The 22,437-nt window shown below is 50.4% G+C and carries 19 protein-coding genes; 4 read left to right on the top strand and 15 right to left on the bottom strand.

What is annotated here, in order from left to right:
* Positions 1-90: 90 nt before the first annotated feature.
* From Dia5BBH33_RS01000 to tyrS, 4 genes are all read right to left on the bottom strand, one after another.
* The gene (locus tag Dia5BBH33_RS01000; RefSeq protein ID WP_022382948.1) at positions 91-717 is read right to left on the bottom strand and encodes a hypothetical protein; all 627 of its coding nucleotides are present in this window, start codon (positions 715-717) and stop codon (positions 91-93) included.
* A gap of 51 nt (positions 718-768) precedes the next feature.
* The gene (locus Dia5BBH33_RS00995) at positions 769-1,470 is read right to left on the bottom strand and encodes a tRNA threonylcarbamoyladenosine dehydratase (protein ID WP_143332177.1); all 702 of its coding nucleotides are present in this window, start codon (positions 1,468-1,470) and stop codon (positions 769-771) included.
* Positions 1,470-1,841, bottom strand: coding sequence for a VOC family protein (locus tag Dia5BBH33_RS00990; RefSeq protein ID WP_022382950.1), 372 nt, complete (start codon positions 1,839-1,841; stop codon positions 1,470-1,472). Before Dia5BBH33_RS00990 ends, Dia5BBH33_RS00995 begins: the two co-directional genes overlap by 1 nt.
* A 668-nt stretch (positions 1,842-2,509) precedes the next feature.
* The gene (tyrS, locus tag Dia5BBH33_RS00985; protein ID WP_143332176.1) at positions 2,510-3,760 is read right to left on the bottom strand and encodes a tyrosine--tRNA ligase; all 1,251 of its coding nucleotides are present in this window, start codon (positions 3,758-3,760) and stop codon (positions 2,510-2,512) included.
* Positions 3,761-3,991: 231 nt separating this feature from the next.
* Here tyrS and Dia5BBH33_RS00980 point away from each other — a divergent pair, with 231 nt between their 5' ends.
* Together Dia5BBH33_RS00980 and Dia5BBH33_RS00975 are read left to right on the top strand one after the other, a co-directional pair.
* Positions 3,992-6,295, top strand: coding sequence for a helix-turn-helix transcriptional regulator (locus Dia5BBH33_RS00980; RefSeq protein ID WP_162501739.1), 2,304 nt, complete (start codon positions 3,992-3,994; stop codon positions 6,293-6,295).
* Between the two features lie 786 nt (positions 6,296-7,081).
* The gene (locus tag Dia5BBH33_RS00975; RefSeq protein WP_108850844.1) at positions 7,082-8,722 is read left to right on the top strand and encodes an IS3 family transposase; all 1,641 of its coding nucleotides are present in this window, start codon (positions 7,082-7,084) and stop codon (positions 8,720-8,722) included.
* 116 nt (positions 8,723-8,838) lie between these two features.
* On the opposite strand, the gene Dia5BBH33_RS00970 is transcribed toward Dia5BBH33_RS00975, so the two are convergent.
* The 9 genes from Dia5BBH33_RS00970 to Dia5BBH33_RS00930 form a co-directional block, all read right to left on the bottom strand.
* On the bottom strand, positions 8,839-9,327 hold the full coding sequence (locus tag Dia5BBH33_RS00970; RefSeq protein ID WP_143332173.1) for a hypothetical protein: 489 nt from the start codon (positions 9,325-9,327) through the stop codon (positions 8,839-8,841).
* A gap of 1 nt (position 9,328) precedes the next feature.
* On the bottom strand, positions 9,329-9,970 hold the full coding sequence (yihA, locus tag Dia5BBH33_RS00965) for a ribosome biogenesis GTP-binding protein YihA/YsxC (protein ID WP_022382293.1): 642 nt from the start codon (positions 9,968-9,970) through the stop codon (positions 9,329-9,331).
* A gap of 12 nt (positions 9,971-9,982) precedes the next feature.
* Complete coding sequence (gene lon / locus Dia5BBH33_RS00960) at positions 9,983-12,316, bottom strand: endopeptidase La (RefSeq protein ID WP_022382292.1); 2,334 nt, start codon at positions 12,314-12,316, stop codon at positions 9,983-9,985.
* A 194-nt stretch (positions 12,317-12,510) separates the two neighbouring features.
* Entirely contained in the window at positions 12,511-13,755 is a 1,245-nt protein-coding gene (gene clpX / locus Dia5BBH33_RS00955) for an ATP-dependent Clp protease ATP-binding subunit ClpX (RefSeq protein ID WP_143332172.1), read from the bottom strand.
* Positions 13,756-13,767: 12 nt separating this feature from the next.
* Entirely contained in the window at positions 13,768-14,373 is a 606-nt protein-coding gene (gene clpP / locus Dia5BBH33_RS00950) for an ATP-dependent Clp endopeptidase proteolytic subunit ClpP (RefSeq protein WP_143332171.1), read from the bottom strand.
* A 287-nt stretch (positions 14,374-14,660) separates the two neighbouring features.
* Positions 14,661-16,175: a trigger factor gene (tig, locus tag Dia5BBH33_RS00945; RefSeq protein WP_108850096.1), complete on the bottom strand. Its 1,515-nt coding sequence runs from the start codon at positions 16,173-16,175 to the stop codon at positions 14,661-14,663.
* Between the two features lie 217 nt (positions 16,176-16,392).
* A complete protein-coding gene (locus Dia5BBH33_RS00940) occupies positions 16,393-16,845 on the bottom strand; it encodes a flavodoxin (protein WP_022382288.1) in 453 nt (150 codons plus the stop codon).
* A gap of 62 nt (positions 16,846-16,907) precedes the next feature.
* On the bottom strand, positions 16,908-17,513 hold the full coding sequence (locus Dia5BBH33_RS00935) for a TetR family transcriptional regulator (protein ID WP_022382287.1): 606 nt from the start codon (positions 17,511-17,513) through the stop codon (positions 16,908-16,910).
* Between the two features lie 117 nt (positions 17,514-17,630).
* Positions 17,631-18,542 (bottom strand): LysR family transcriptional regulator, encoded by a 912-nt coding sequence (locus Dia5BBH33_RS00930; RefSeq protein ID WP_022382286.1) that lies wholly within the window; start codon positions 18,540-18,542, stop codon positions 17,631-17,633.
* Positions 18,543-18,664: 122 nt separating this feature from the next.
* On the opposite strand from Dia5BBH33_RS00930, the gene Dia5BBH33_RS00925 reads away from it, so the two are divergent.
* Both Dia5BBH33_RS00925 and Dia5BBH33_RS00920 read left to right on the top strand, forming a co-directional pair.
* Positions 18,665-19,225 (top strand): chromate transporter, encoded by a 561-nt coding sequence (locus tag Dia5BBH33_RS00925; RefSeq protein WP_022382285.1) that lies wholly within the window; start codon positions 18,665-18,667, stop codon positions 19,223-19,225.
* Positions 19,222-19,788: a chromate transporter gene (locus Dia5BBH33_RS00920; protein ID WP_143332170.1), complete on the top strand. Its 567-nt coding sequence runs from the start codon at positions 19,222-19,224 to the stop codon at positions 19,786-19,788. Before Dia5BBH33_RS00925 ends, Dia5BBH33_RS00920 begins: the two co-directional genes overlap by 4 nt.
* A gap of 272 nt (positions 19,789-20,060) precedes the next feature.
* Here the strand turns inward: Dia5BBH33_RS00920 and Dia5BBH33_RS11440 are convergent, their stop codons facing one another.
* Positions 20,061-20,816, bottom strand: coding sequence for an acyltransferase family protein (locus Dia5BBH33_RS11440; RefSeq protein WP_408609024.1), 756 nt, complete (start codon positions 20,814-20,816; stop codon positions 20,061-20,063).
* Positions 20,785-22,386 (bottom strand): IS1634 family transposase, encoded by a 1,602-nt coding sequence (locus Dia5BBH33_RS00915; RefSeq protein WP_198419620.1) that lies wholly within the window; start codon positions 22,384-22,386, stop codon positions 20,785-20,787. The genes Dia5BBH33_RS11440 and Dia5BBH33_RS00915 overlap by 32 nt, the downstream gene beginning before the upstream one ends.
* Positions 22,387-22,437: the final 51 nt, after the last annotated feature.

Genomic DNA, 22,437 nt, shown 5'->3' with positions numbered 1-22,437 from the left:
TCCGGTTTCGTCAGCATAGTCTGACAACGCAAAAAAGGCCTTCGACAGGCCTTTTTTCGTAATTCTATGTCTCTTTCAAATTCCCAAGTTTTACTTCAATTCCCTCTCAGTCCCCATGACCCTGACGAAGCCGCCGCCAAATTTCGTATTGGCGAGCCACTTCTCCAGGTTGAAGATGTACGGGACACCTTCGTCCCAGAGGGTGCAGAGGGTCTTGCCATCTCTTTCCTCGATCTTCACGAGGGGCATCCAGTGCCAGTGATAAGGAATCGGTTCTCCGCCGCTGTGGAGGTTCAGGAAACCTACGGGGCAGTCGGAAGCGAGGCCTTCTGCGATGAAGTTCTTCAGCTTTTCAAAGCTCGGAGCCAGCATGTGGATCGGAGGAATCGGCATCGCTTCAGGTGTACCCTTGAGTCCTCTTTCCTTCATGTATGCTTCCAAGCCTTCCTTGAGCCATCTTGTCTTGTACAGGCCGTGCATGCGGGGAGTTGCGTACTTCCAGATGTCAAGCATCTTGGACGTAGCGCCTTCCTTGGTCGTGACCGGCATCTGCCATTCCTTCATTTCCACGTAGGCCGCAATCATGGCGCCTACAGTCGGGCCGCAGCCTGCCAGTTTCTGACGCTTTTCAGGATACCACTCCTGATTGTAGCCGAGTACCTTTCGTCCGTCCGCGGTCACGGTGATCCATTCAAGATGACGGATTTCTATCATCATGTTTATCCCTTCCCGTTTCAAATAACACGGAGATCCCCGGCCCGCGCCGGATCAGCGGATCCCCGCCTCCTTGAGGAGGTTTCTTACGACATAGCCTGCCATCATCATGCCGGACACCGGAGGAACGAACGAGGTGGAACCCGGAGCGTGTCCTTCGCCGATCGGCTTATGCGGCAGTTCTTTCGAATATACGACTGTAAGGTGCCTCACGCGGCGGTCCTTCAGCTCTTTTCTCATCTTTCTAGCCAGATGGCAGACAGACGTTTTATTAATATCTGCGATCTGCAGCATTTCCGGACGCAGGCGGTTGCCCGTGCCCATCGAGGAAATTTCCGGAATCTTCATCTTCCAGCAGATTTCCGCAATAGCAAGCTTCGCCGGCACATCATCGATCGCGTCGATAATATAATCCGCATGCAGATCCTTGATGAAATCCTCATCGCCCGGACGGAAAAAGACAGGCTTTGCCTCTGCGATGCAGTTCGGATTCACGCGGTGCGCTCTCTCCACCATCACCTCTGCCTTATTTCTTCCGATCGTCGTCCGGTCAGCGACCAGCTGGCGGTTCAGATTCGATTCGTCAACAACATCCTTGTCAATGAAAATCAGGTGGCCGATCCCGACTCTGACAAGCGCTTCAGCAGCATAAGATCCGACGCCGCCTATACCAAATACAGCGACAGTCTTCGTGGAAAGGAAATCTACCCCTTCCTCACCCATAATGCGGGCAGTACGTACAAATATGGGGTCCATTATTCTCCTCCCGGGATGATTTCAATCCAGTAACCATCCGGATCATTGATGAAATAAATGCCCATAGCCGGGTTTTCGAAACAAATGCATCCCATCTTCTTGTGCAGCTCATGCGCAGCATCCATATCATCGACATCGAAAGCCAGATGGAATTCATTGTCGCCCAGATTGTACGCTTCCTTCCTGTCGCGAAGCCAGGTCAGTTCCAGACGATGCTTCGTCTTGCCATCGCCCATGTAAGCCAGAATAAAGGAGCCGTCGGGAGCCTTGAACTCGTTGACTACCTTCAGCCCGAGCGCTTCCTCATAAAATGCGATACTCTTCTCCAAATCGAGTACGTTGAAATTGTTGTGGTTAAACTTAAATTTCATTCTTTCTCTCCTCATCAGAACAAAAAGGAAACGCCCCGCGTCTCCCCGGACACCTCAATTTTCCATGTCCGCTGTATTAAACAGTATACCACAAAGTGTGCATACTATATATAGAAAATTCCAAATACATATAAATTGAGATGGGAAATGAAACCGGACGACAAGGATGACGACAGAGGAAAGAAAAATCCATACGATCGAGTGCTGCTCCCACAGCACCGATAAAGTGCCAAGGTACGCTTTCCTATCAATAAGCTCTTTCTTATAAACACCGCACAACCGCGACGTAGCGCGAATTGGAAAACAGAATAAGGAAAACACCATACAACTGTGCCTGACGGCACACACGAAATGAACTTCATTCGTCGGCTCCGCCGCCACCTTCCTCTACGAGGCAAGGTCAAACACCCTTAAACGAGCCTTCGGCTGATGGAAAACCATAAAACCTCGCTATCGCACGAAGAACCTTTTTATAAAAACCAATGAATACTGCACCCCTTTCTCTGGCAACAGTTAAAAGATAGGCCGGACGCCTTCCCCGCTGGGGCAGGTCAAAACCTTCCGCTACGATGCGATCGGCTATTATCACTGGTTATTTAAATGCCCCCACCGAAAAAAGCTGTGAAATCGTTTTGGATTTCACAGCTTTCCTTTTCCTATTTCTATTCTTATTCCTTCACTGCAATGGAGAAGTAGTTCTTCTTGCCTTTTTTGATGATGATGAACTTGCCATTGGTGTTCGGGTGAGCGGAGATTTCTGCTTCGGTGTCTTTGACCTGTTCGCCATTGACGCGGATGGCGCCGTTGGTGACGTCTTCTCTGGCCTGGCGTTTGGATTTTTCTACGCCGGCTTCGACGAGGGCTTCGACGATGTTGATCGGAGCTTTTGCGACTTCGCCGCCTTTTGTATTTCTGAAGGCGCCTTCGATTTCATCGCCGGTGAGTTCCTGGATGTTGCCGGAGAAGAGGGCCTGGGTGACTTTTTCTGCCTGAGCGAGGCCTTCGTCGCCGTGAACGAAGCGGGTGACTTCTTCAGCGAGTTTTCTCTGCGCATTTCTGTGTTCCGGATGTTCAGCGACTTCTTTTTCGAGGTCTTCGATTTCTTCCATGGAGAGGAAGGTGAAGTACTTCAGGTATTTCACGACATCGCGGTCGTCCTGGTTGAACCAGAACTGGTAGAATTCGTACGGGCTTGTCTTCTTCGGATCGAGCCATACGGCGCCGCCTGCTGTCTTACCGAATTTCGTGCCGTCAGCCTTGAGCATCAGCGGGATGGTGAGGCCGTAAGCATCGGAGACGCCTTCGGTCTTTCGGAGGAGTTCTACGCCGTTTGTGATGTTGCCCCACTGGTCAGCGCCGCCGATCTGCAGCTGTACATCGTAATTGTCATAGAGCATCTTGAAGTCGATGGACTGGAGGATCTGGTAAGAGAATTCCGTGAAGGAAATGCCCGTATCCAGTCTGGATGCGACGATATCCTTGGCCAGCATCGTGTTGATATTGAAAAGCTTGCCGTAATCGCGGAGGAAGTCCAGAAGGGAAATCTTGGACAGCCAGTCATAGTTGTTGACCATGCGGAAACCGTCTTCGCCGAAGAGATTCTTCATCTGTTCTTTCAGGCATTCTGCATTATGCTGGACCTGTTCCATAGACTGGAGCACACGCTCGGATTTTCTGCCAGAAGGATCACCAATCGATCCCGTGCCGCCGCCGATCAGGATGACCGGATGATGACCAGCGAGCTGGAAACGCTTCATAATCATGAAAGGAATCAGATGACCGATGTGCATGCTGTCACCGGTTGGATCGATGCCGCAATAGAGGGAAATCGACTTCTCCCCTACGAGCTTGTACAAGCCCTCTTCATCCGTCTGCTGGTTGACAGCGCCGCGCCACTTCAGTTCATCAATAATATTCATGTAGGTTCACCTCTCAAAAATGTATTGGTTCAGGGACTTCCTGAAAGTTATATTAAACAATATAACACAATTGGAAACCATGTTACACCCAGAACATAGTTTCCCTCGCCTGACATGCCGTACAAATGGGATTCTTTAGCTCTTTCCAATTTCCCTTGCCCGCTATATAATTACATTAAAATAGGGAGAGTATGGGAATTTCATCACAAATTGACAGATATGAGGTGCACTATGTCAGCCGATCATACAATAACAACCAAAAACCGGACAGAGGAAATCGCGGAAACCACGCAAAAGCTCCTTCACGACTACTTCGAAAGAAGCGGCTCCGCCTCCCTCATCAACAGGCTCGCACCGGACGTACTCTGGTTCAGCGAAGAAGAAAGCGGCGGAAAAGAGGAAGCCGCCCGCTACCTGACCGCCTGGAAGGAAGGCTTCTTCAATTCCTACGTCGAATCAGAATCCTACGAAGCCAAGAACCTCGGAGAAGGCTGCTCCCTCTGCATTGCAAACCTCGCCCTCCTTGTGCATCCCGGGAAGACATTCACCCTGCACCAGACAAGGAAACTCACCTTCATCTTCCGGCGCCTCAGAGACAAGAACACCGACGAAAGCACATGGGAAATCATCCACCTCGCCGTTGCTACACTTGCCCCCAAGACAGCACCGGGCAAGCTCCCTGAAATTTCATGCAGCCTCGACAACCTGCGCTACCTGAACCGCTTCACGACAGGCGACCTTTCCTTGGACGAAACAAGAAGCCTCTATGCCCTCCTTCAGGAAAAAGTCTTCCGCCACTTCACGCAGGAAAAGAAAGACATGCTGACCGCCCTCTCCCTCTTCGACGTATTCACATTGAGCCAGGCCAAATACATGTATCCCTCCGGCGACACCACCGCCATGATGCGCGAAGAAGAAGAATCAGGACTCTTCCTCTACCTCGTTAAAGGCACCACAGGAAGCTACCGCTTCTTCCCCGTCATGCGCCAGTTCCTCGCCGCAGAATTCTCCGCCCGCGACCCCAAGTGGCAGTCCCGCTGCTACCTCAAGGCCGCCCGCTGGCACTATGCCGCAGGAAACTACCTCGAAGCCATGCAGGCCGCTGACAAAGGCGACGACTACGATATGGCCCTCAACATCCTCGCCGGAGGCTCCGACTCCATCCTCTTCTCCGGCCGCCGCACCTACAGAAGATCCCTCGTCAAACGCTGCCCGAGAAACGTCGTGAAACGCCACATCCACACCATCTGCCTCATGGTCTACGACCTCTACTACTCCGGAATGAAAGACGAATTCCGCACCCAGTACGCAAGACTCCGTGAAATCGACGCCGGCGTATCCGAAAGAGCCGCCGTCCATTTCCTCGGCACCATGACGAATTTCAACAACCTCGATCCTATGATCACAGGCGCTAAAGAAGCACTCGACACCATCCGGCGCTACAACCTGTGGAAAGAATTCAAGACACCGCACCTCGGCTTCTGCTGCCCGACGCTCCTCCTTCTTTACCATTCCACACCGGGCCAGCTCCTCACCGAAGTAGAGAAACTCGCCGAACTCCAGTCCACCCTCGAAAGAATCGGACGCCACGAATATGGCAGCGCATGGAGCCACCTCTTCCACGCTGAATACTACCTCCTCACAGGAGACTGGGAAAAAGGCCTCGGAGAACTCTCCGCCCTCGAAGCAAGCCCGGGATACGCGAACCCATCCGTCAAGATCCGATCCGCCTACCTCAGAGGCTGGCTCGCCTTCGTAACAGGAAGAGCCTCCTCCATCAGGGAAATCGAGACAGAAATGCACGGCTACCTCGCATCCACCGCCGAATACCAGACACTCATAGCAAGCCTCAGCGAATGCGGCTTCCACCTCATGTTCGGCACCGATTCCAACATCAAGAAAGAATACAAAAGAATCCTCGATCCCCAGCGCTTCTACTTCCCGTCCCACACCTACATAGAAATCATGAAAGACAGGATCCTCCTCCGTGACGGAAAAGACACCGACCTCCTCGCAGAAGCCGAAACCCACGAAACTCATGCCCGTCAGAGGAAATCCGTCATCGGCATGATCTTCGCCCTCCTGAACCAGGCGGCCGCCTACAAGAGACTCGGCGAAGAAGAAAACAGCCTCCAGGCACTCGAAGAAGCCCTGACCCTCGCCGGCCCCGACCACCTCATCCTCCCCTTCATCCTCTTCTCCGATGAACTCAAGGACCTCTGGAAAAAAGTCAGAGCCCCGAGACACAGCGCCTCCATCGTAGAAACCATGTCCCAATACACCCGCCCTACCAGCCCCGAGATCCCCTCCCTCGAAGAAATGAGAAGAGACCAGATCAAGAAACTGACCGGGAGAGAAATGGAAATCATCCACCTCGCAGTACAGGGACTCAAAAATAAAGAAATCGCCGAAGAACAAAAAGTGGCAGAAATAACCATCAAAAAAGCCATGTCCACCATCTACAGGAAACTAAACATCTCCGGCCGCCCCGAACTCCTCACCATCTTCGGGGAAGAAAAACACGAGGAAGAATAAAAAAATACAGGAACGCTGAACCCCCATCCGCAATGCGGATGGGGGTTTTGTGGTGGGAGTTTTAAAACCACACAGCCGAGCGCTGCGGCAGCAGCGCCGTAAAAGTGCCATGGTACGCCTTATCATCTAAAGGCTCTTATATAGAGACCATTCAACCGCCAAGTATGGCGAATTGGAACACTACACAACCGAGCTACGCTCGTGGAACCTTTTATAAAAACCAATGAATACTGCACCCCTTTCGTCAGCAACAGTTAAATGATGGGCTGACCGCTCTTTCCCCGCTGGGGCAGGTCAACACCTTCCGTATCGGCATGTACCGCTATTATCAACTGCGATGTACTGAGTCCTTACTTTTTTCGAGCGCAGCGAGGTTTAAGGGTGTTAACCTTGCTCCGAAGGAGAAGGTGGGAAATTTTTGCTTTTTAAAAATTTCTCGAATGAGATGTAGTTATCGAGCGAAGCGAGGTTGTTCGGTTTCCTCTCCGCTCCGGCAGCACCACTAAAAGACAAAGGTACGCTTTCCTATCAATAAGCTCTTATATAGAAACCATACAACCGCCAAGTATGGTGATTGGGGAAATATGCCAACCAGCCTATGGCTGTAGGAAAGTTCAAAACAACCTTACTTATAAAAACCTAAAGGTATAATCAACCCTATCCACCAGCAACAGTTTAAAGATGAGCTGGTCCCCCTTCCCCGTCAGGGAAGGCGAGTGTTGGCGGTGCTCGGGGGACGCGGACAAAAAGTTGGACCAATTGACAGAGGTGTCAGGAGGTCAATTTATGTATTCGCATGAAGAACGCTTAAAGGCAGTCAAACTGCACGTCGATTCGGGCATGGGGCTCAAAGGCATTATGAGAACGCTCGGCTATCCTCACGACATAAAAGTGTTGCGTCAATGGTGCCGGGAATTCAAGTTCTCCAGAGAGATTCACGAAGTAGACGGATTTGATGACGGATATTCTCTCAAACAAAAAACATTAGCCGTCAAATACTTCGTAAATTGCGGCGATCTGCGGCGCACCATCAGGGAAATAGGCTATCCCAGCAGCACGCAGAGATTGAAAATATGGGTTGAGAAATACAACCTTAACGAAAACGATCATTGGCAAGCTGACCAGAACCCTGTAAAATGGGGGCAAGATCGACAGACGGGAAGCAGTCCACTGATTCAGGAGAATCCATTCGAAGAAATTGAGATAGCCTCTAACGCTATCTACAAGGACTTAGGCTTCCTCGAGGAATTGTTCCAAAGGAGGCTGGCAACAATGTCTAAAAAGGACTCGGAAGTAACGATTGAATCTTTAAAAGAAGAAATGCAAGTACTGCTTAGAAATATGGAAAACCTCCGCAAAGAGAATAAAGCATTGCTGAAAGCCAATCAGTCACTGGGAGAGAAGACGAAGTCTCTTGATGAAAAGTGCCAGACACTTGCGAAAGAGTATAAGGAGCTTGGCGAGCAGACTCTTATTAAACGGATCGAGTACGAAGCCCTCGAGATAGCTGCAGAAACAATAAAAAAAGAAGAGGGCATCAGTCTAAAAACACTGACCAATCGGGAAAAAGCCATCGTGATTGATGCCCTTCTGAGCCGCAGCAAGTATCCCCTGAAGAAACTGCTGACGGTGCTAAATATGGCTAAAGCCTCATATTTCTACCAGAAATCCGCTATGAAGGCGGGAGATAAATATGCGGAAATACGCGAAACCATCAAAGACAAATTTAAGAAGAACCGGTCGGTTTATGGTTACCGGAGAATCTGGTTAGCGCTCAGAAAAGATGGGAAAATTCTTTCTGAGAAGCTCGTCCGCCGCTTTATGAAAGAGGATCATCTGGTTCCATACCGCAAAAAAGCTAAAAAGTATAGCTCCTACAAAGGAGAAATTTCACCTGCCCCTAATCTCGTTAACAGGAATTTTCATGCCGACGAACCAGGAAAGCTGCTTCTCACAGATATTACGGAATTCCACATATCTGCAGGGAAAGTATACCTGTCAGCTATAACTGACGTCTTTGACGGCAAGATTGTCGCATGGACGATCGGCACGTCGCCGAATGCCAAACTGGTCAATACCATGCTGGTAAAAGCGAGAGAGGCCCTGGGCGATGACAAGCATCCTATCGTTCATTCAGACCGCGGTATACATTACCAATGGCCTGGATGGATCGCCTTGATGAAGAAATTTGGCTGGACAAGATCCATGTCGAAAAAAGGGTGCTCGCCGGATAATGCTGCTTGTGAAGGTGTCTTTGGAAGAGTAAAAAACGAAATGTTCTATAATAGAAGCTGGATAGGTGTATCCATTAAAGAATTCATAGCTTACCTAGACGATTATCTTCATTGGTATAATGAAGACCGAATTAAAATTACCTTGGGCGGCATGAGTCCAGTAGAATACAGAGAAAGCTTAGGGATAATGTAAGTACTACCAGAATGGTCCAAAAAAATATCCGCACCCCCTCGCGTTTCAGGGTCCTCCCCCACGCAAAAACACCGCTGCTCCAAGTTTCTGCTTAGAACAGCGGTGTTTTTCATTCATCATTCTACGTTCTTTTCTCCTCCAGCTTGTATGCTGGTGTTGTCGGTGATGTTCCATCTTCCGGCTACTCTGACTCTGGCGTCGGCGTCGCCTCCGTTGTTGTAGCGGATGCGGCTGTCGCCTCCTATTTCAAGGATGGGCTTTTCTTTGGAGGGTTGTCTCTTGGGTGGTTTCCATCCCAGGGCTTCGAGTTCTCTGGCGTAGTCTTTCCTGAGTTTCATGAGGCTCGGGTTGTCTTCGGGGACTGTCTTGCCGCCTTCCAGGATATCCTTGATGACGCCGACGAGTTCGTATCTGGTGAGCTGGCGGTCGAAGAAGGCTGTGGTGTAGTCAGGGGCTTTGCCCTGTTCGCACATGGTGTAGACGGTCTTGTAGGCGTAGTTTCCTTTGCTGACTGTGTTGAAGGAATTCGGCGCATAGACGTTGTAGGCGAAGGCCTCGATGGCGCAGGCGGTGAAGAGGGATGCGAGAAGAAGGATCTTCTTCATGTCATTCACAGACTTTCTGCTCGATCAGGCGGTAGAGGCTGTCTCTGCCGTCTCCGTTCAGGGAGGAGTAGGAAATAGCCGGGTAATCAGCCGGGAAGAGTTTGTTCAGCTTTTTGAGGTTTTCTCTGGCTTCGTTTCTCTTGAGCTTGTCTTCCTTGGTGCCGATGACGACTAAGGACGGCGCGATTTCTCTGAGCCATTCGTAGGCTTTCATGTCGATCGGAAGTCCTGGATGGCGCAGGTCGATCAGGAGGCCTACCATGACGAGGCTCGGGGAGCTCTTGATGTAGTCGTCGATGAAGGTGGACCATGTGTCCTTGTTTTCCTGGCTTGTCTTTGCAAAGCCGTAGCCCGGCAGGTCGACGAGGTACCATTCCTGTCGCTGTTCCTGTTCGTCCACGGTTCTTCTGGACTGGATGGCGTAGTAGTTGATGGTTCTTGTCTTGCCCGGTTCGCGGCTGACGTAGGCGAGCTTTCTCTGCCCGCAGAGGTTGTTGATGAGGGAGGATTTCCCTACGTTCGAACGCCCGATGAAGGCGATTTCCTTCCGCCCGTCGTTCACGTACTGCTTACGGTTGACGGCAGAGCTGAAATATACTGACGAGAAAATATGAAATTTTTCTATTTCCTTGATTTCCGCCACTTCATGCCTCCTTTATTTCACCAATGCGTGTTCGAGGACTTCCTGCACGTTCTTGACATAGACGAATTGCAGCTTGTCCTGTACGGACTTCGGCAGTTCTTCGAGATCTCTCTTGTTCTTTTCCGGCAGCAGGATCTGCTTGATGCCGAATTCGTTGGCAGCCAGGACTTTCTCCTTGACGCCGCCGATCGGGAGGACTTCGCCGGTGAGGGTGATTTCCCCGGTCATAGCAGTATCGCCTCTGACTCTTCTGCCTGTATAGGCAGATGCCATAGCGGTTGCCATCGTGATGCCTGCGGACGGGCCGTCTTTCGGTACGGCGCCTTCTGGCAGGTGGATGTGGGTGTCGAGGGTTTCATAGAAATCATCCTTGAGTCCCAGGTCCTTGGCCTTGCTTCTAATGTAGGTGTACGCGGTTTCAGCGGATTCCTTCATGACATCGCCCATCTGGCCTGTCAGGATCAGGTGTCCCTTGCCCTTGATGGTGACGGCTTCGGTGTCGAGGACTTCGCCGCCTGCGATCGTCCATGCGAGGCCATTGACGCGGCCTACGGCATCCGGATGTTCTTCAGCGAGCGGGAGGAATTTCACTGGTCCCAGGTACTTGTCGAGTGTCTTGACGGAAAGCGGCGGCAGCTTGTCGTCCTGGAGGACGATCTTCTTGCCTACCTTGCGGCAGAGGGCGCCGATGGTTCTTTCAAGGTTACGGACGCCTGCTTCTCTGGTGTATCCTGTGATGACTTTCTTCAGGAGCGCCGGAGTGAAGCGGATGTCTCCGTCCTTCAGGCCGTTTCTCTCTTTCTGTCTCGGCACGAGGTATTTCTTCGCGATTTCCAGCTTCTCTTCTTCCGTGTAGCCAGTGAGTTCGATCAGTTCCATACGATCGAGCAGGGCAGCCGGGATGGTGGAGACGCTGTTGGCCGTCGCGAGGAAGAAAACCTTCGAGAAATCGAAGGGAATGTCGATGTAGTTATCGTGGAAAGCTTTGTTCTGTTCCGGATCGAGTGCTTCAAGCAGTGCAGAAGCAGGATCACCGCGGAAATCAGAGCCGACCTTGTCGATTTCGTCCAGCAGCATCAGCGGGTTGTTGACGCCGACTTCGCTGATGGCTTCAATGAAGCGGCCTGGCATAGCACCGATGTAGGTGCGGCGGTGGCCGCGGATTTCAGCTTCATCATGGATGCCGCCTAAGGAAATACGGCAATACTTCCTGTTCATGGCTCTGGCGATGGACTGTGCGAGCGATGTCTTGCCGACGCCTGGCGGTCCTACGAAGCAGATAATCGGAGCCTTCGCTTCAGGCGCAAGGATGCGGACAGCGAGGTATTCCAGAATTCTTTCCTTGATCTTTTCCAAGCCGTAGTGGTCATGGTCGAGAACTTCCTGCGCCTTCTTGAGTTCGAGGGAGTCCTTCGTTTCCTTGTCCCATGGCAGAGAGAAGACCCAGTCCAGATAGTTTCTGGCAACAGCGGTCTCTGCCATCATCGGCGGCATGGATTCGAGATGGTTGATTTCCTTCTCGAGTTTCTTCTTGTATTCTTCAGGAATGGCAGAGTCTGCCAGTTTCTTCCTGTAGTCTTCCGCTTCCTGATCTTGGCTGACGGTGTCGCCCAGACGGTCGTGGATGGATTTAATTTTCTGTCTTAAGTAGTAGTCCTTCTGTTCCTTGTCCATCTTCTGGCGCACGTCAGAGCTGATTTCGGATTCGAGATGAACGATCTCGATTTCCATATCAAGATAGCCCTGGACGAGCTTCAGGCGGGATGCGACGTCGGCTTCTTCGAGGACTCTCTGTCTCTGCTGCGGCTTCAGAAGCAGCTGGGACGCAATGAAATCGGCGGTTTCGCCGGGATCGGTGATGCTCTTCAGCTGTTCCATCTGGTCTTCGGGCAGGCCCTGCTTCGTGTTGTGGAGCCATTCGAAGAAGGACTTCAGGAGTGTTCTTCTGAAAGCTTCGGCGCGGAGTTCATCTTCCGGCTTGATTTCTTCGATATCATCCACATCAGCGGACAGGAAACGGTCGCCGCGGGTGACCTTCAGGAGTTTCACGCGGGATACGCCTTCGACGAGCACGCGGATGAGGCCTCCCGGCATCTGGAGCATCTGTGTCACTTTGACGACAGTGCAGACGTCGTAAAGGTCGTCTTCCTGGGGTACTTCCACGCGGGAATCCTTCTGCATGGCCATAACGAGGTATCTTTCGCCTTTCCCTGCAAAGCGCACGGCTTCGACGGATTCTTTTCTTCCGATGTCCAGATTGACGGACATGCGGGGATAAATGACTATATCTCTCAGCGCCACTACAGGGAGGTTGAGAGGCTGATTTTCGTTCTGTATTTCATCCATAGATAGTTCCTCCATAATATATCTCTATTGTATCACATGAAAGGCCTAAAGCGTCTACTTTTTAATTTAAAAACTTCGATATCTCAGTCTCTTCCCTCTCTGATTTTACAGAAAGAGCCGGAGTCAAGTGGTTGTCCCATTTGGCTCCGGCCTCCATGTGCTTTTATTTGGAATACGGCCCCTCGGGGCACGGATTATTCTTTTGTTCCGTCTTCCTTGATCAGGACCGGATCAGAATGCTTCAGCACGACGTCTTCAGTGACGATGCACTTCCTGACGTCCTTCATCCCCGGGATTTCATACATGACATGCTGCATGATTTTCTCGATGATGGCGCGAAGTCCTCTGGCTCCTGTATTTCTCTCGATGGCCTGGCGGGCAATGGCGTGGATGGCGCCATCGTCGAATTCCAGTTCGACATGATCCATGGCAAGGAGCTTCTGGTACTGCTTGACGAGTGCGTTCTTTGGTTCCGTGAGGATCCTGACGAGCGCATCTTCATTCAGCGGATGCAGAGCCACGATGACCGGCAGACGACCGATGAATTCAGGGATGAGGCCGAATTTCAGAAGATCTTCCGGCTGGACCTGCTGCAGGAGTTCTGCCATGTCCTTGGAATCCTTCTTTTCGATATCGGCGCCGAATCCCATGACACTCTTCGTCAGTCTTCTGTCAATGACTTTGTCGATGCCGGCAAAAGCGCCGCCGCAGATGAAGAGAATGTTCGATGTATCAATCTGGATCATTTCCTGATTCGGATGCTTTCTGCCGCCCTGCGGAGGAACGCTGGCAACGGTGCCTTCCAGAATCTTCAGAAGTGCCTGCTGTACGCCTTCACCGGATACGTCTCTGGTGATGGACGGGTTTTCAGACTTCCTTGCGATCTTATCGATTTCATCGATGTAGACGATACCGCGTTCCGCTTTGTCGATATCATAGTCGGCAGCCTGGATCAGGCGCAGGAGAATGTTTTCGACGTCTTCGCCGACATAGCCGGCTTCGGTCAGGGTCGTTGCATCGGAAATCGCAAAAGGAACGTCCAGGAAACGCGCGAGCGTCTGGGCAAGGAGCGTCTTGCCGCTGCCTGTCGGCCCGAGCATGATGATATTGGACTTCTGGAGTTCTACATCATCGTCCGTGGACTCATACTGGATTCTCTTGTAATGGTTGTATACGGCAACGGCCAGAGCGATTTTGGCATCGTCCTGTTCGATGACGTACTGATCCATGTACTTCTTGATTTCTTCCGGAACGGGAAGCTTGAAGTGCGGAACAGACTTCTGCTTGTCTGCCTTCATTTCCTCTTTGAGGATGTTTTCGCACACTTCGATACATTCATTGCAGATATAGACTCCCGGCCCTGCGATCAGCTTTTCAACTTCTTCGCCGGAACGTCCGCAGAAGCTGCAGACCGGTGTTCCTTCATGTTTCTCGTTCAATGGGAGCCTCCCTTATTTCTTCGTTAATTCATCCAGCTCGTTTCTGGTAAGTACGCGGTCGATGAGGCCGTACTTCTGCGCCATCTCCGCGGTCATGAAGTTATCTCTTTCGGTATCGCGGCGGATCGTCTCGATCGGCTGTCCGCTGTGCTTGGAAAGGATGCCGTTCAGTTCATCACGCAGGCGCAGGATTTCACGGGCATGGATTTCAATTTCCGTAGCCTGGCCCTGTACGCCGCCCAGCGGCTGATGGATCATCACATTGGAGTGCAGGAGAGCGAAACGCTTGCCCGGCGCACCGGAAGTGAGAAGGACGGCTGCCATGCTGGCGCAGGAGCCGATGCAGATGGTCGACACATCCGGACGGATGTACTGCATGGTGTCATAAATAGCAAGGCCCGCGGTGACGACGCCTCCCGGGCTGTTGATATAGAGGTGAATGTCTTTCGACGGATCTTCAGCTTCCAGGAAAAGGAGCTGGGCAATGATGATGTTTGCCATATGATCCCCGATTTCACCATCGAGGAAAATGATTCGGTCTTTCAAAAGACGGGAATAAATATCATAGGAACGTTCTCCCTGTGCGGTCTGTTCCACTACGATCGGTACATAAGCCATAAATAAACATCCTTTCTTTTTGAACGGCGCCGTCGGCGCATTCACATTCATGAATCATTCATTCCGCTCACCCTTAAGGAGCGGGCTTTCCGATAAGGAAATAGGAAATGAATGGAGTCGGATTCTAAGCTTTTCCCGCGGAAAACAGGGAAATCCTCCGTTTTCCATATGGGCGAAAGAGACGCCGGTCATCCCCGCGTCTCTTCCCCCGCACCGGCAAGCCGGTGTATTACATGAAATTTCCGATACCGCAAAAGCGGTTCTTCTATATACCTTCGGGCGAAGTCTTACTTGCTTTCAGCCTGGAGGATGGTTTCGATGATTTCAGCCTTTTTAGCTTTGGAATCCAGAGCGATGCCCTTTTCGGATGCATACTGCTTCAGATCTTTGACCGTCATGGCATTGAGTTCAGCTTCGCGGTCTTCTGCGACTGCCGGAGCTTCTGCGGCACCTTCGGTTGCTGCTTCTGCAGCTTCTTCAGCGGCGGTTTCTTCAGCTTTCTTGTCAGCTTCAGCCTTCTTGGCAGCGCCGTAAATGAATGCGGCAGCCTTCTTGCGGAGGACGGAGTTGATGAGCATGCCTACACGGTTTTCATCTTTAATGATCTTCATGACATCGTTAGGGTCTGCGTTGAACTGATGAGCCATGCTGTAAACTTCCATAGACAGATCTTCATTGGTGACCTGGAGGTCTTCCTTGTCAGCGATTGCTTCGAGGACGAGACCCTGTCTTACCTGTTCAGCAGCAGTAGCTTCGTAGTTAGCACGGAGCTGTGCTTCTGTCTGGTTCATTCTCTTGAGGTAGTCATCAAGAGACATGTTCTGGCTTTCGAGGTTCATCTTGATTTCTTCAACGATCTCGTCGATGCGCTGATCAACCATTTCATGCGGGATATCTACTTTAGCGTTTGCGACAGCCTGGTTTACCAGTGCGTCGTGGTAAGCTTCTTCAGCCTGCTGGAGAGCCTGCAGCTGCATCTGCTGCTTCAGGCTTGCCTTCAGCTCGTCGATGGTTTCGAACTGGCTGACGGATTTAGCGAATTCGTCATCGATTTCCGGCAGCTGTTTGCGCTTTACATCATTGATATGAACTTTAAATTCAGCTTCCTTGCCCTTCAGAGCATCTACGAAGTAGTCTGCCGGGAATGTAACCTTGACATCTACATCGTCGCCTGCCTTGTGGCCTTCGAGCTGGTCTTCAAAACCTGGAATGAAGCTCTGGGAACCGATTTCCAGCGGATAGGTCTTGCCTTCGCCGCCTTCGAATGGTTCGCCGTCAACAAAGCCCTTAAAGTCGATGACAGCATAGTCGCCCTTCTTCAGGACAGCGCCGTCTTCGGCCTTTTCAAGTCTTGCGCTCTGTTCAGCACCGCGCTTCAGCTGTTCCATGACTTCATCGTCAGAGATTTCCGGCTGAGCGTGTTCTGCTTCCAGCCCCTTGTATTCGCCGAGTTCTACTTCCGGACGTTTAACGAAAGTAGCAGTGAATACAGCGCCTTCGGATTCAGAGAATTTGTCTTCCTTTACATCAGGAGTTGTGACAGGAATCAGTTTTTCCTGCTGCAGAGCTTCGTTCAGTGCGTCATTGATGACGACGTCCTTAGCTTCTGCTTCGACAGCTTCCTTGCCGAAATGCATTTCAAGAATCTTGCGGCTTGCCTTGCCCTTGCGGAAGCCAGGGATCTTTACCTGGTTGGCGATGCGTGCTACAGCGGTCTTGAAACCTTTCTGTACTGCTTCTGCCGGTACTTCCACATTCAGAGATACTTTGTGCTGGTCCAGTGCCTCTACCTTAACGTTCATAAAAACTATTCCTCCTTAAGTCGGCTTTCCGACAAATTGATACCTACCACCGTCGGATGCCCGACAATTCGATACCTTTTACATGCTTTTTCGAGTATGCTAAATTGCAAGATATATTTTAACATAGCAAAGAAAAAAACACAAATCTTTATAACAATCTTTTAAGGAGAAATCCTGCGGGATGTCCGCCCGCCCGGAGCGGAATGGTTCCACCCTTTCAGCCGCCGATGTCTTTTGTGACCGGGCCGTTCAGGAGAGAAGCTCCCATGAAGGAAAGTGTCGGATACAGCTTCTTCATATCTGAAAGAGCCTTGGCCGCATCACTTCCGCCCGATGTGGCGAATAAGTATATTTCCTTGCCGGAGAGATCATTCGTCTCGATGAAAGACTGGATGACCCTCGGCGCGGTGTACCACCAGATCGGGAAACCGATGTACACCCTGTCATAGCCCGAGAGATTGAAAGCGCCGCCTTCGATGGCCGGACGGCAGTCTTCGTCCGCTGATTCCAGGGACGAGCGGCTCTTCTTGTCCATCCAGTTCAGATCCCTGGACGTGTACTTTTCCTTCGGAACGATTTCCTTCAGGTCCGCCCCTGCAATCTTTGCCAGAGCCTTTGCCTTTTCAGCCGTCGTACCTGATGCCGAGAAATATGCCACAACTTTCTTCATGATGACTTCCTGCCTTTCTCCCTTGACCTATTATTATTATGATTCTAAAGACCCGAAGCCGCTCAGCCGAGCAGCTTCCTGACACAAGCGTAGACAAGCTGCGCCGCTGTCACGCCGCGGCAGGGGATTCCTGCCCGCTGCATGGCCTCTTTCTGCCGCTCCGTCGGATACACGTAGGGATAAATCCCGTACATGAAGGGAAGGAGCGTGTACAGGAAACCAATCCTCTCCTCTTCGGTCATCGAAGGGAAGAACTTCACGAGGCAGGCATTCAGGATTTCCATCACCTTCCGGATGACTTTCTTGTACTCCGTCAGGCGTTCGATCCTGCTGTGCTCCTCGATGTCATAGAGATTCATGCACTGGATCCGGAAAAGCGTCTCACGCCCTTCCGTCGAATGAGCCAGCGCCGCTGCGAATTCATCCTTCGTCATCTTCTCGTTCCCGTGAAGAATTTCAAGGAGACTGCGGCTCCACGCCTCATACTCCTCGCGGAGAATTTCAAGGAAAATCTCCTCCTTGGAAACGAAGTAATTGTAGATTGACGGACGGGAAATGCTGATTTCGCAGCTGATCTCCTTCAGACTGATCTCCTGGTAACTCATCGTGCGGTACAACTTACGGCAGGCCATCACAATCTCGATCGATCTTTCATTCGAATCTTTCATGTTCCCTCCTGTCATGCAGCGCGCTTTTGAGAAGCGAAAATAGTTTGCTGACACTGTGTCAACAATTTAAGTATACCACCAACTGACACAGTGTCAATATACAGAATTGAAAACTTTCTATTTATCTGAAATCCCTTCCCTCGATCGTCTTTCTGCCTCGACGCGCTCCTCCTCTTCCTTGAAAAAACGGAAGAACGATTCCGCCACGCGGCTCGCCAGCTGACCGCGGCGCTTGACGAGGGAAAGAGAAGACGCAAGATTCTTTTCAGCAAGGAAGGCCGTCTCCAGATTCTTGCCCCAGGCGAGGATCGACTCAGGAACAATCGCAATCCCGATTCCGGCTTCCGCCCACTGGAGACTCGTCCTTGCATCGTCCGTCACGCAGTAGACTTCCGGCACCGCCATTTCTTTTTCAAATTCATCGAGCACCAGCTTCTCCCAGCGGCGGTAAATGATGATCGGACGTTTCTCAAGCGCTTTGAGAGTGAGAGTGCCATTCGTCACCGGAAGCTTTCCCTTTGCGGCGGCGACCGCCATCCTGTCATGACGGATTGTCACGCTCTCGAGGCCATACGATGGGAAAGGCGTGCGGAGGACAGCGACATCCACCTTTCCTTTCCGGAGCATTTCCATCTGCTCATACGTATTTCCTTCAAAAAGTTTTACATGCACTTCCGGAAAGTCCTTATGGAAAAGACGGAGCTCATCGTAAAGTTCATTCGAAGCGCACGAAGAGACAAGGCCGAGCCGGAGATTTCCCTTCTGCCCCGCGCGCATCGATCCGATTTCCTCCTTCGCCACATGTTCCAGCTCCAGGATTTCCACCGCATAGCGGTACAGCACCTCGCCCGCCTCCGTGAGAGTGATGTGCCTGGCCCCTCGCCTGAAAAGCTCAGCGCCCAGCTCATTTTCCAGAAAACGCATCTGATTCGAAAGAGGCGGCTGCGAAACATGAAGGAGCTTTGCCGCGCCCGTGATGGTCCCCCCTTCAATAATTGCCACGAAATATTTCAGCTGCTTGATATCCATGATCCATAGCCCTTTCGTATGGTTTGTAAAAAAATAGATATTTTAAATATGCTTCCTTACCTGCTATCATACAAGTATCGAAAAGAGAGCGCAATCACCCTCGTAAGAAAGGACCGATTAAAATGAAACTACTTCTGGAACTTTTCCTCGTCTTCGCCAAATGCAGCGCCGTCACCTTCGGCGGAGGGTACGCCGTCCTGCCGATTCTTCAGAGAGAAATTGTCGAGGACCGCCACTGGGCGACTGAGGACGACCTCATGGATTACTATGCCATCAGCCAGGTCACGCCCGGCATGATCGCCGTCAACGTTGCCACGTTCATTGGCCTCAAACTCAAAGGCTTCTGGGGAGGCGTCTTCGCCACACTCGGCACCATCTTCCCATCCATGGTCATCATATCCATCATCGCCCTCTTCCTAACGCAGTTCGAGAACAACCCCATCGTCGTCCACGCCTTCGCCGGCATCCGCGCCTGCGTCTGCATCCTCATCCTCGATGCCGTTATCAAACTCGGGAAGAAATCCGTCAAAGACAAAGGCATGTTCTTCATCTTCCTCGCGATCCTCGCCCTTGCCCTCTTTGCCCCATTCTCCCCCGTCATCTCCGTACTCATCGCAGCTGCCGTAGGCTACTTCATGAAGCCCTATGCCGACAAATCCATCAAAGGAGGCAGTGAAAAATGACCATTTACTTAAGCCTCATCTGGGAATTCATTAAAACAGGCCTCTTCGCCATCGGTGGCGGTCTCGCAGCCCTCCCCTTCATCACCGACATCGGCCAGCGCACAGGCTGGTACACCACATCCGACATTGCCAACATGATCGCCGTCGCTGAATCCTGCCCGGGGCCCCTGGGCGTCAACATGGCCACCTACGCCGGCTACCTCACCACCGGCGTCCTGGGCGGCGTCACAGCCGTCATCGCCTTCACCATCCCGGCCATCTTCATCATCTCCGCCATCTACTCCGTCCTCAACAAATTCAGGACCAGCCAGGCCGTAGCCCGCATCTTCTATGGCCTCCGCCCCGCCTCCACAGCCCTCATTGCAGCGGCTGAAATAGGCGTAGTCAAAGTAGCCCTCCTCCACATGGACACCTTCAAAGCCACAGGATCCATAGCATCCATCTTCAACTGGAAATGCATCATCCTAGCCGCCGTCGTCTACTACACACTAGTCAAATTCAAAAAACACCCCTTCTTCTACATCATAGCCTCCGCCGCAGCAGGAATAGCATTTGGACTGTAGGAAGAAATTAAATTAATAAAATATAAAAAGAAGCTCACCATCCAACTTTCAGAATGATGAGCTTCTTTAGCTTTAAATATGAATCACAGCTCTCGCCTTAAGAACTATCCGATTCCAATATCCAAGCCATGAGTCAAAATGACGATCTATAAACCTTTCAATATGCGGCTCAATATACTTTCCTCTTAAGAAGTCTATCGCGCTGCATACAATAAATACACCCAAGATCTTAACTGCCCAAAATAATAAATAATAATCACTCGTTATATAATTCAGATTTGGGAATATATGATCCCATATAATCGTCTGCGTGAAAAGTTCGTTATCATTAAGTACACCCCAAGCACGGTTTCTGCCAACATATTTATATACTTGTTATAACGCATTTTCATTGTCGCAAAAGTCAGGAATATAATCGTTGCAAGTGGTATCCCAACAACTTCGCCAAAATAGAGTGACGGCTTAGTTATTATAGCGTTAGGCTTATTAAGAATAACACCTAACATTTCCAATGCACCTTTGCCGAGCAAAATAAGAATCAAAGCAGCAATCAATATGTTCCTGTATTTTGTATGATAAATACTCTTTATTTTGTCCTGGCAATGCAGTCTCAGATACCCGCCAATAGAGTAAACGACCAAAAAGAACATCATTCTATTGCCATTTATGAAATTATTCATCCCGATGACAGGGAGTACTGCATATACGGTAAATAATATCAGTAGAAAAGAAAGATACCTGTATTTGCTCAAGGAAGTCAAAAAACTATTGATAAACGGGATAAATAGCGTGAAAAGGATGTAACAGGACACAAACCAATTTAAGCCATAAAAAATAGGGATTAAACTTATTTTTATGGTATCCCGTGTAACCATTTCCGGAAATTCAATCCTGGCAAAAAGTAAGATGACCCATGAATAGAAAAATAGCGTGGATAGTAACAGCAGAATTCTCCTGACATTAACCTTTTTATCCTGAAGTCCCGTGAAATTATATCTATTTCGGAAATGGGACTCCCATTGCGTCATATAGAGCTATCTGCTTCTTCGTTATCTCTGAAAGGTGATGGGCCCTCCCCGGCTGCTGGTAAAGCTCAATTATATCCAAGTCATCCAGCAGTGTCTGCATCGTGTACTTCTTGTACAGGCCCTTCTCATCCATCTGCTTTTTGATGTAGGAAAGGTAGATTAGGGCCAGAAACTGGACAAAGAGTTTTCCTTCGAAATTCTCGGAGGAGGAGACGGACATGCGCCTCATATCCAGCCGTTCCTTCAGGTTTGCAAAAGCTTTTTCAATCAGGTCTCTCACACGGTAGAGCTTTATGGCTTCCACCGGATTCTTTATCCCATTGGTCAGCAGGACGAAATAGCCGAAATCGCGCTGGCGCTCACGAATTGCATCACCTTTGGGGACAATGTGCAGTCCCCTCTTAGGCGTTTCGGTCACTATGAAGTATTTGTCATAGTCCTTCATGTGCCCGTCTGTCTTCCTGCCGCTTTTAAGTTCATCCTGCAGACAGGTCAGATACCTGGCAAAGCTCAGCCGCTCATCGGTACAGCGTTGGTCGTTGAAGTATATATGGACATAGACTCTCCGCTTGTCACATATACATTTCCCCGTCCTTGGCTGCTCTTCCCTATAGTCCCATTCATCAGTGAAGCTCATGGCATACAGCCCCACATCATCGTGGTAATTTTCCCAGCTGATCATCTTCTCTCCACGAATCTCGTCCAGATGCTTTCTTGCAATTTTTAACCCGCAGCGGATGCCTATGAGAAACTTATAATGGCGCTTCATCAGGTCATTAATGTTCTTCTCACTGTAGAAGCCTCTGCCCATAACGAAGCTCAGCTTCTTCATATCCAGGAAATCGATGTCCAGCATTAGATTCCGTATCAAACTGACGTCTGCCGTATTTCCTGTAAGCTTGCGGAAATAAACCGGAAGCCGTGAAACTTCCCCATACAACAAAGCAAGATTAACCTGCGGAAGGTGGTCTCCTTCCTTGTTCTTTCCATACTTGGCTAATTTAATCAGCTCAGAATAGGAGGAAATTGATGTGGTGTCAAAAGCAAGGTACTCCTTCTCCGCCCTGCGCTTGGCCTGCCTGCGGAAGAAATTCATCTTTGAAGCCTCATCAATAGAGCCCATCAGATCACTGATCCGCTGGGAGGGGATATCCCGGCCATAGGGATGCTTATGAGTCAACGCCCACTTACGGAGACGGTAAGCAGACATGCCTTCCTCCAGGACAAAGAAATAGGCAAGAGACAAGAGCTGCTTATACCTATCGGGGAAGGAAGCCTTCAAATCATCCACAATTCCCAGTTTGTCACCGATTTGGTCAAGAAGATAAGTGGCCCCATAAAACTGCCGCTTGCATTCTGTGGCGGGAATCGGCCCAGGCTTTATTGTCCCGGACTTCTCCAGTGACAGCAGATACTTCCCATTCGGAACAAACTGTCCTTCAACTATTTTACCAATATAGCGGCGCTTGTGCTCCCCGCGATGCTTCTCTGCATTCCAATAGGGAGTATCAATAAAGACATACTTTTTTCCTGAGATAGTCTGCATCTTGGCATTAGCCGGCATATCCATAGAAATCTCCTCCTTGCTAGATATAATTATATACCTATCAGAAGGAATTTT

This window comes from Dialister hominis (assembly GCF_007164725.1).
Taxonomy (GTDB): domain Bacteria; phylum Bacillota; class Negativicutes; order Veillonellales; family Dialisteraceae; genus Dialister; species Dialister hominis.
The sequence above is the reverse complement of the archived record's forward strand: the minus strand, read 5'-3'. Positions and strand labels throughout refer to the sequence as shown.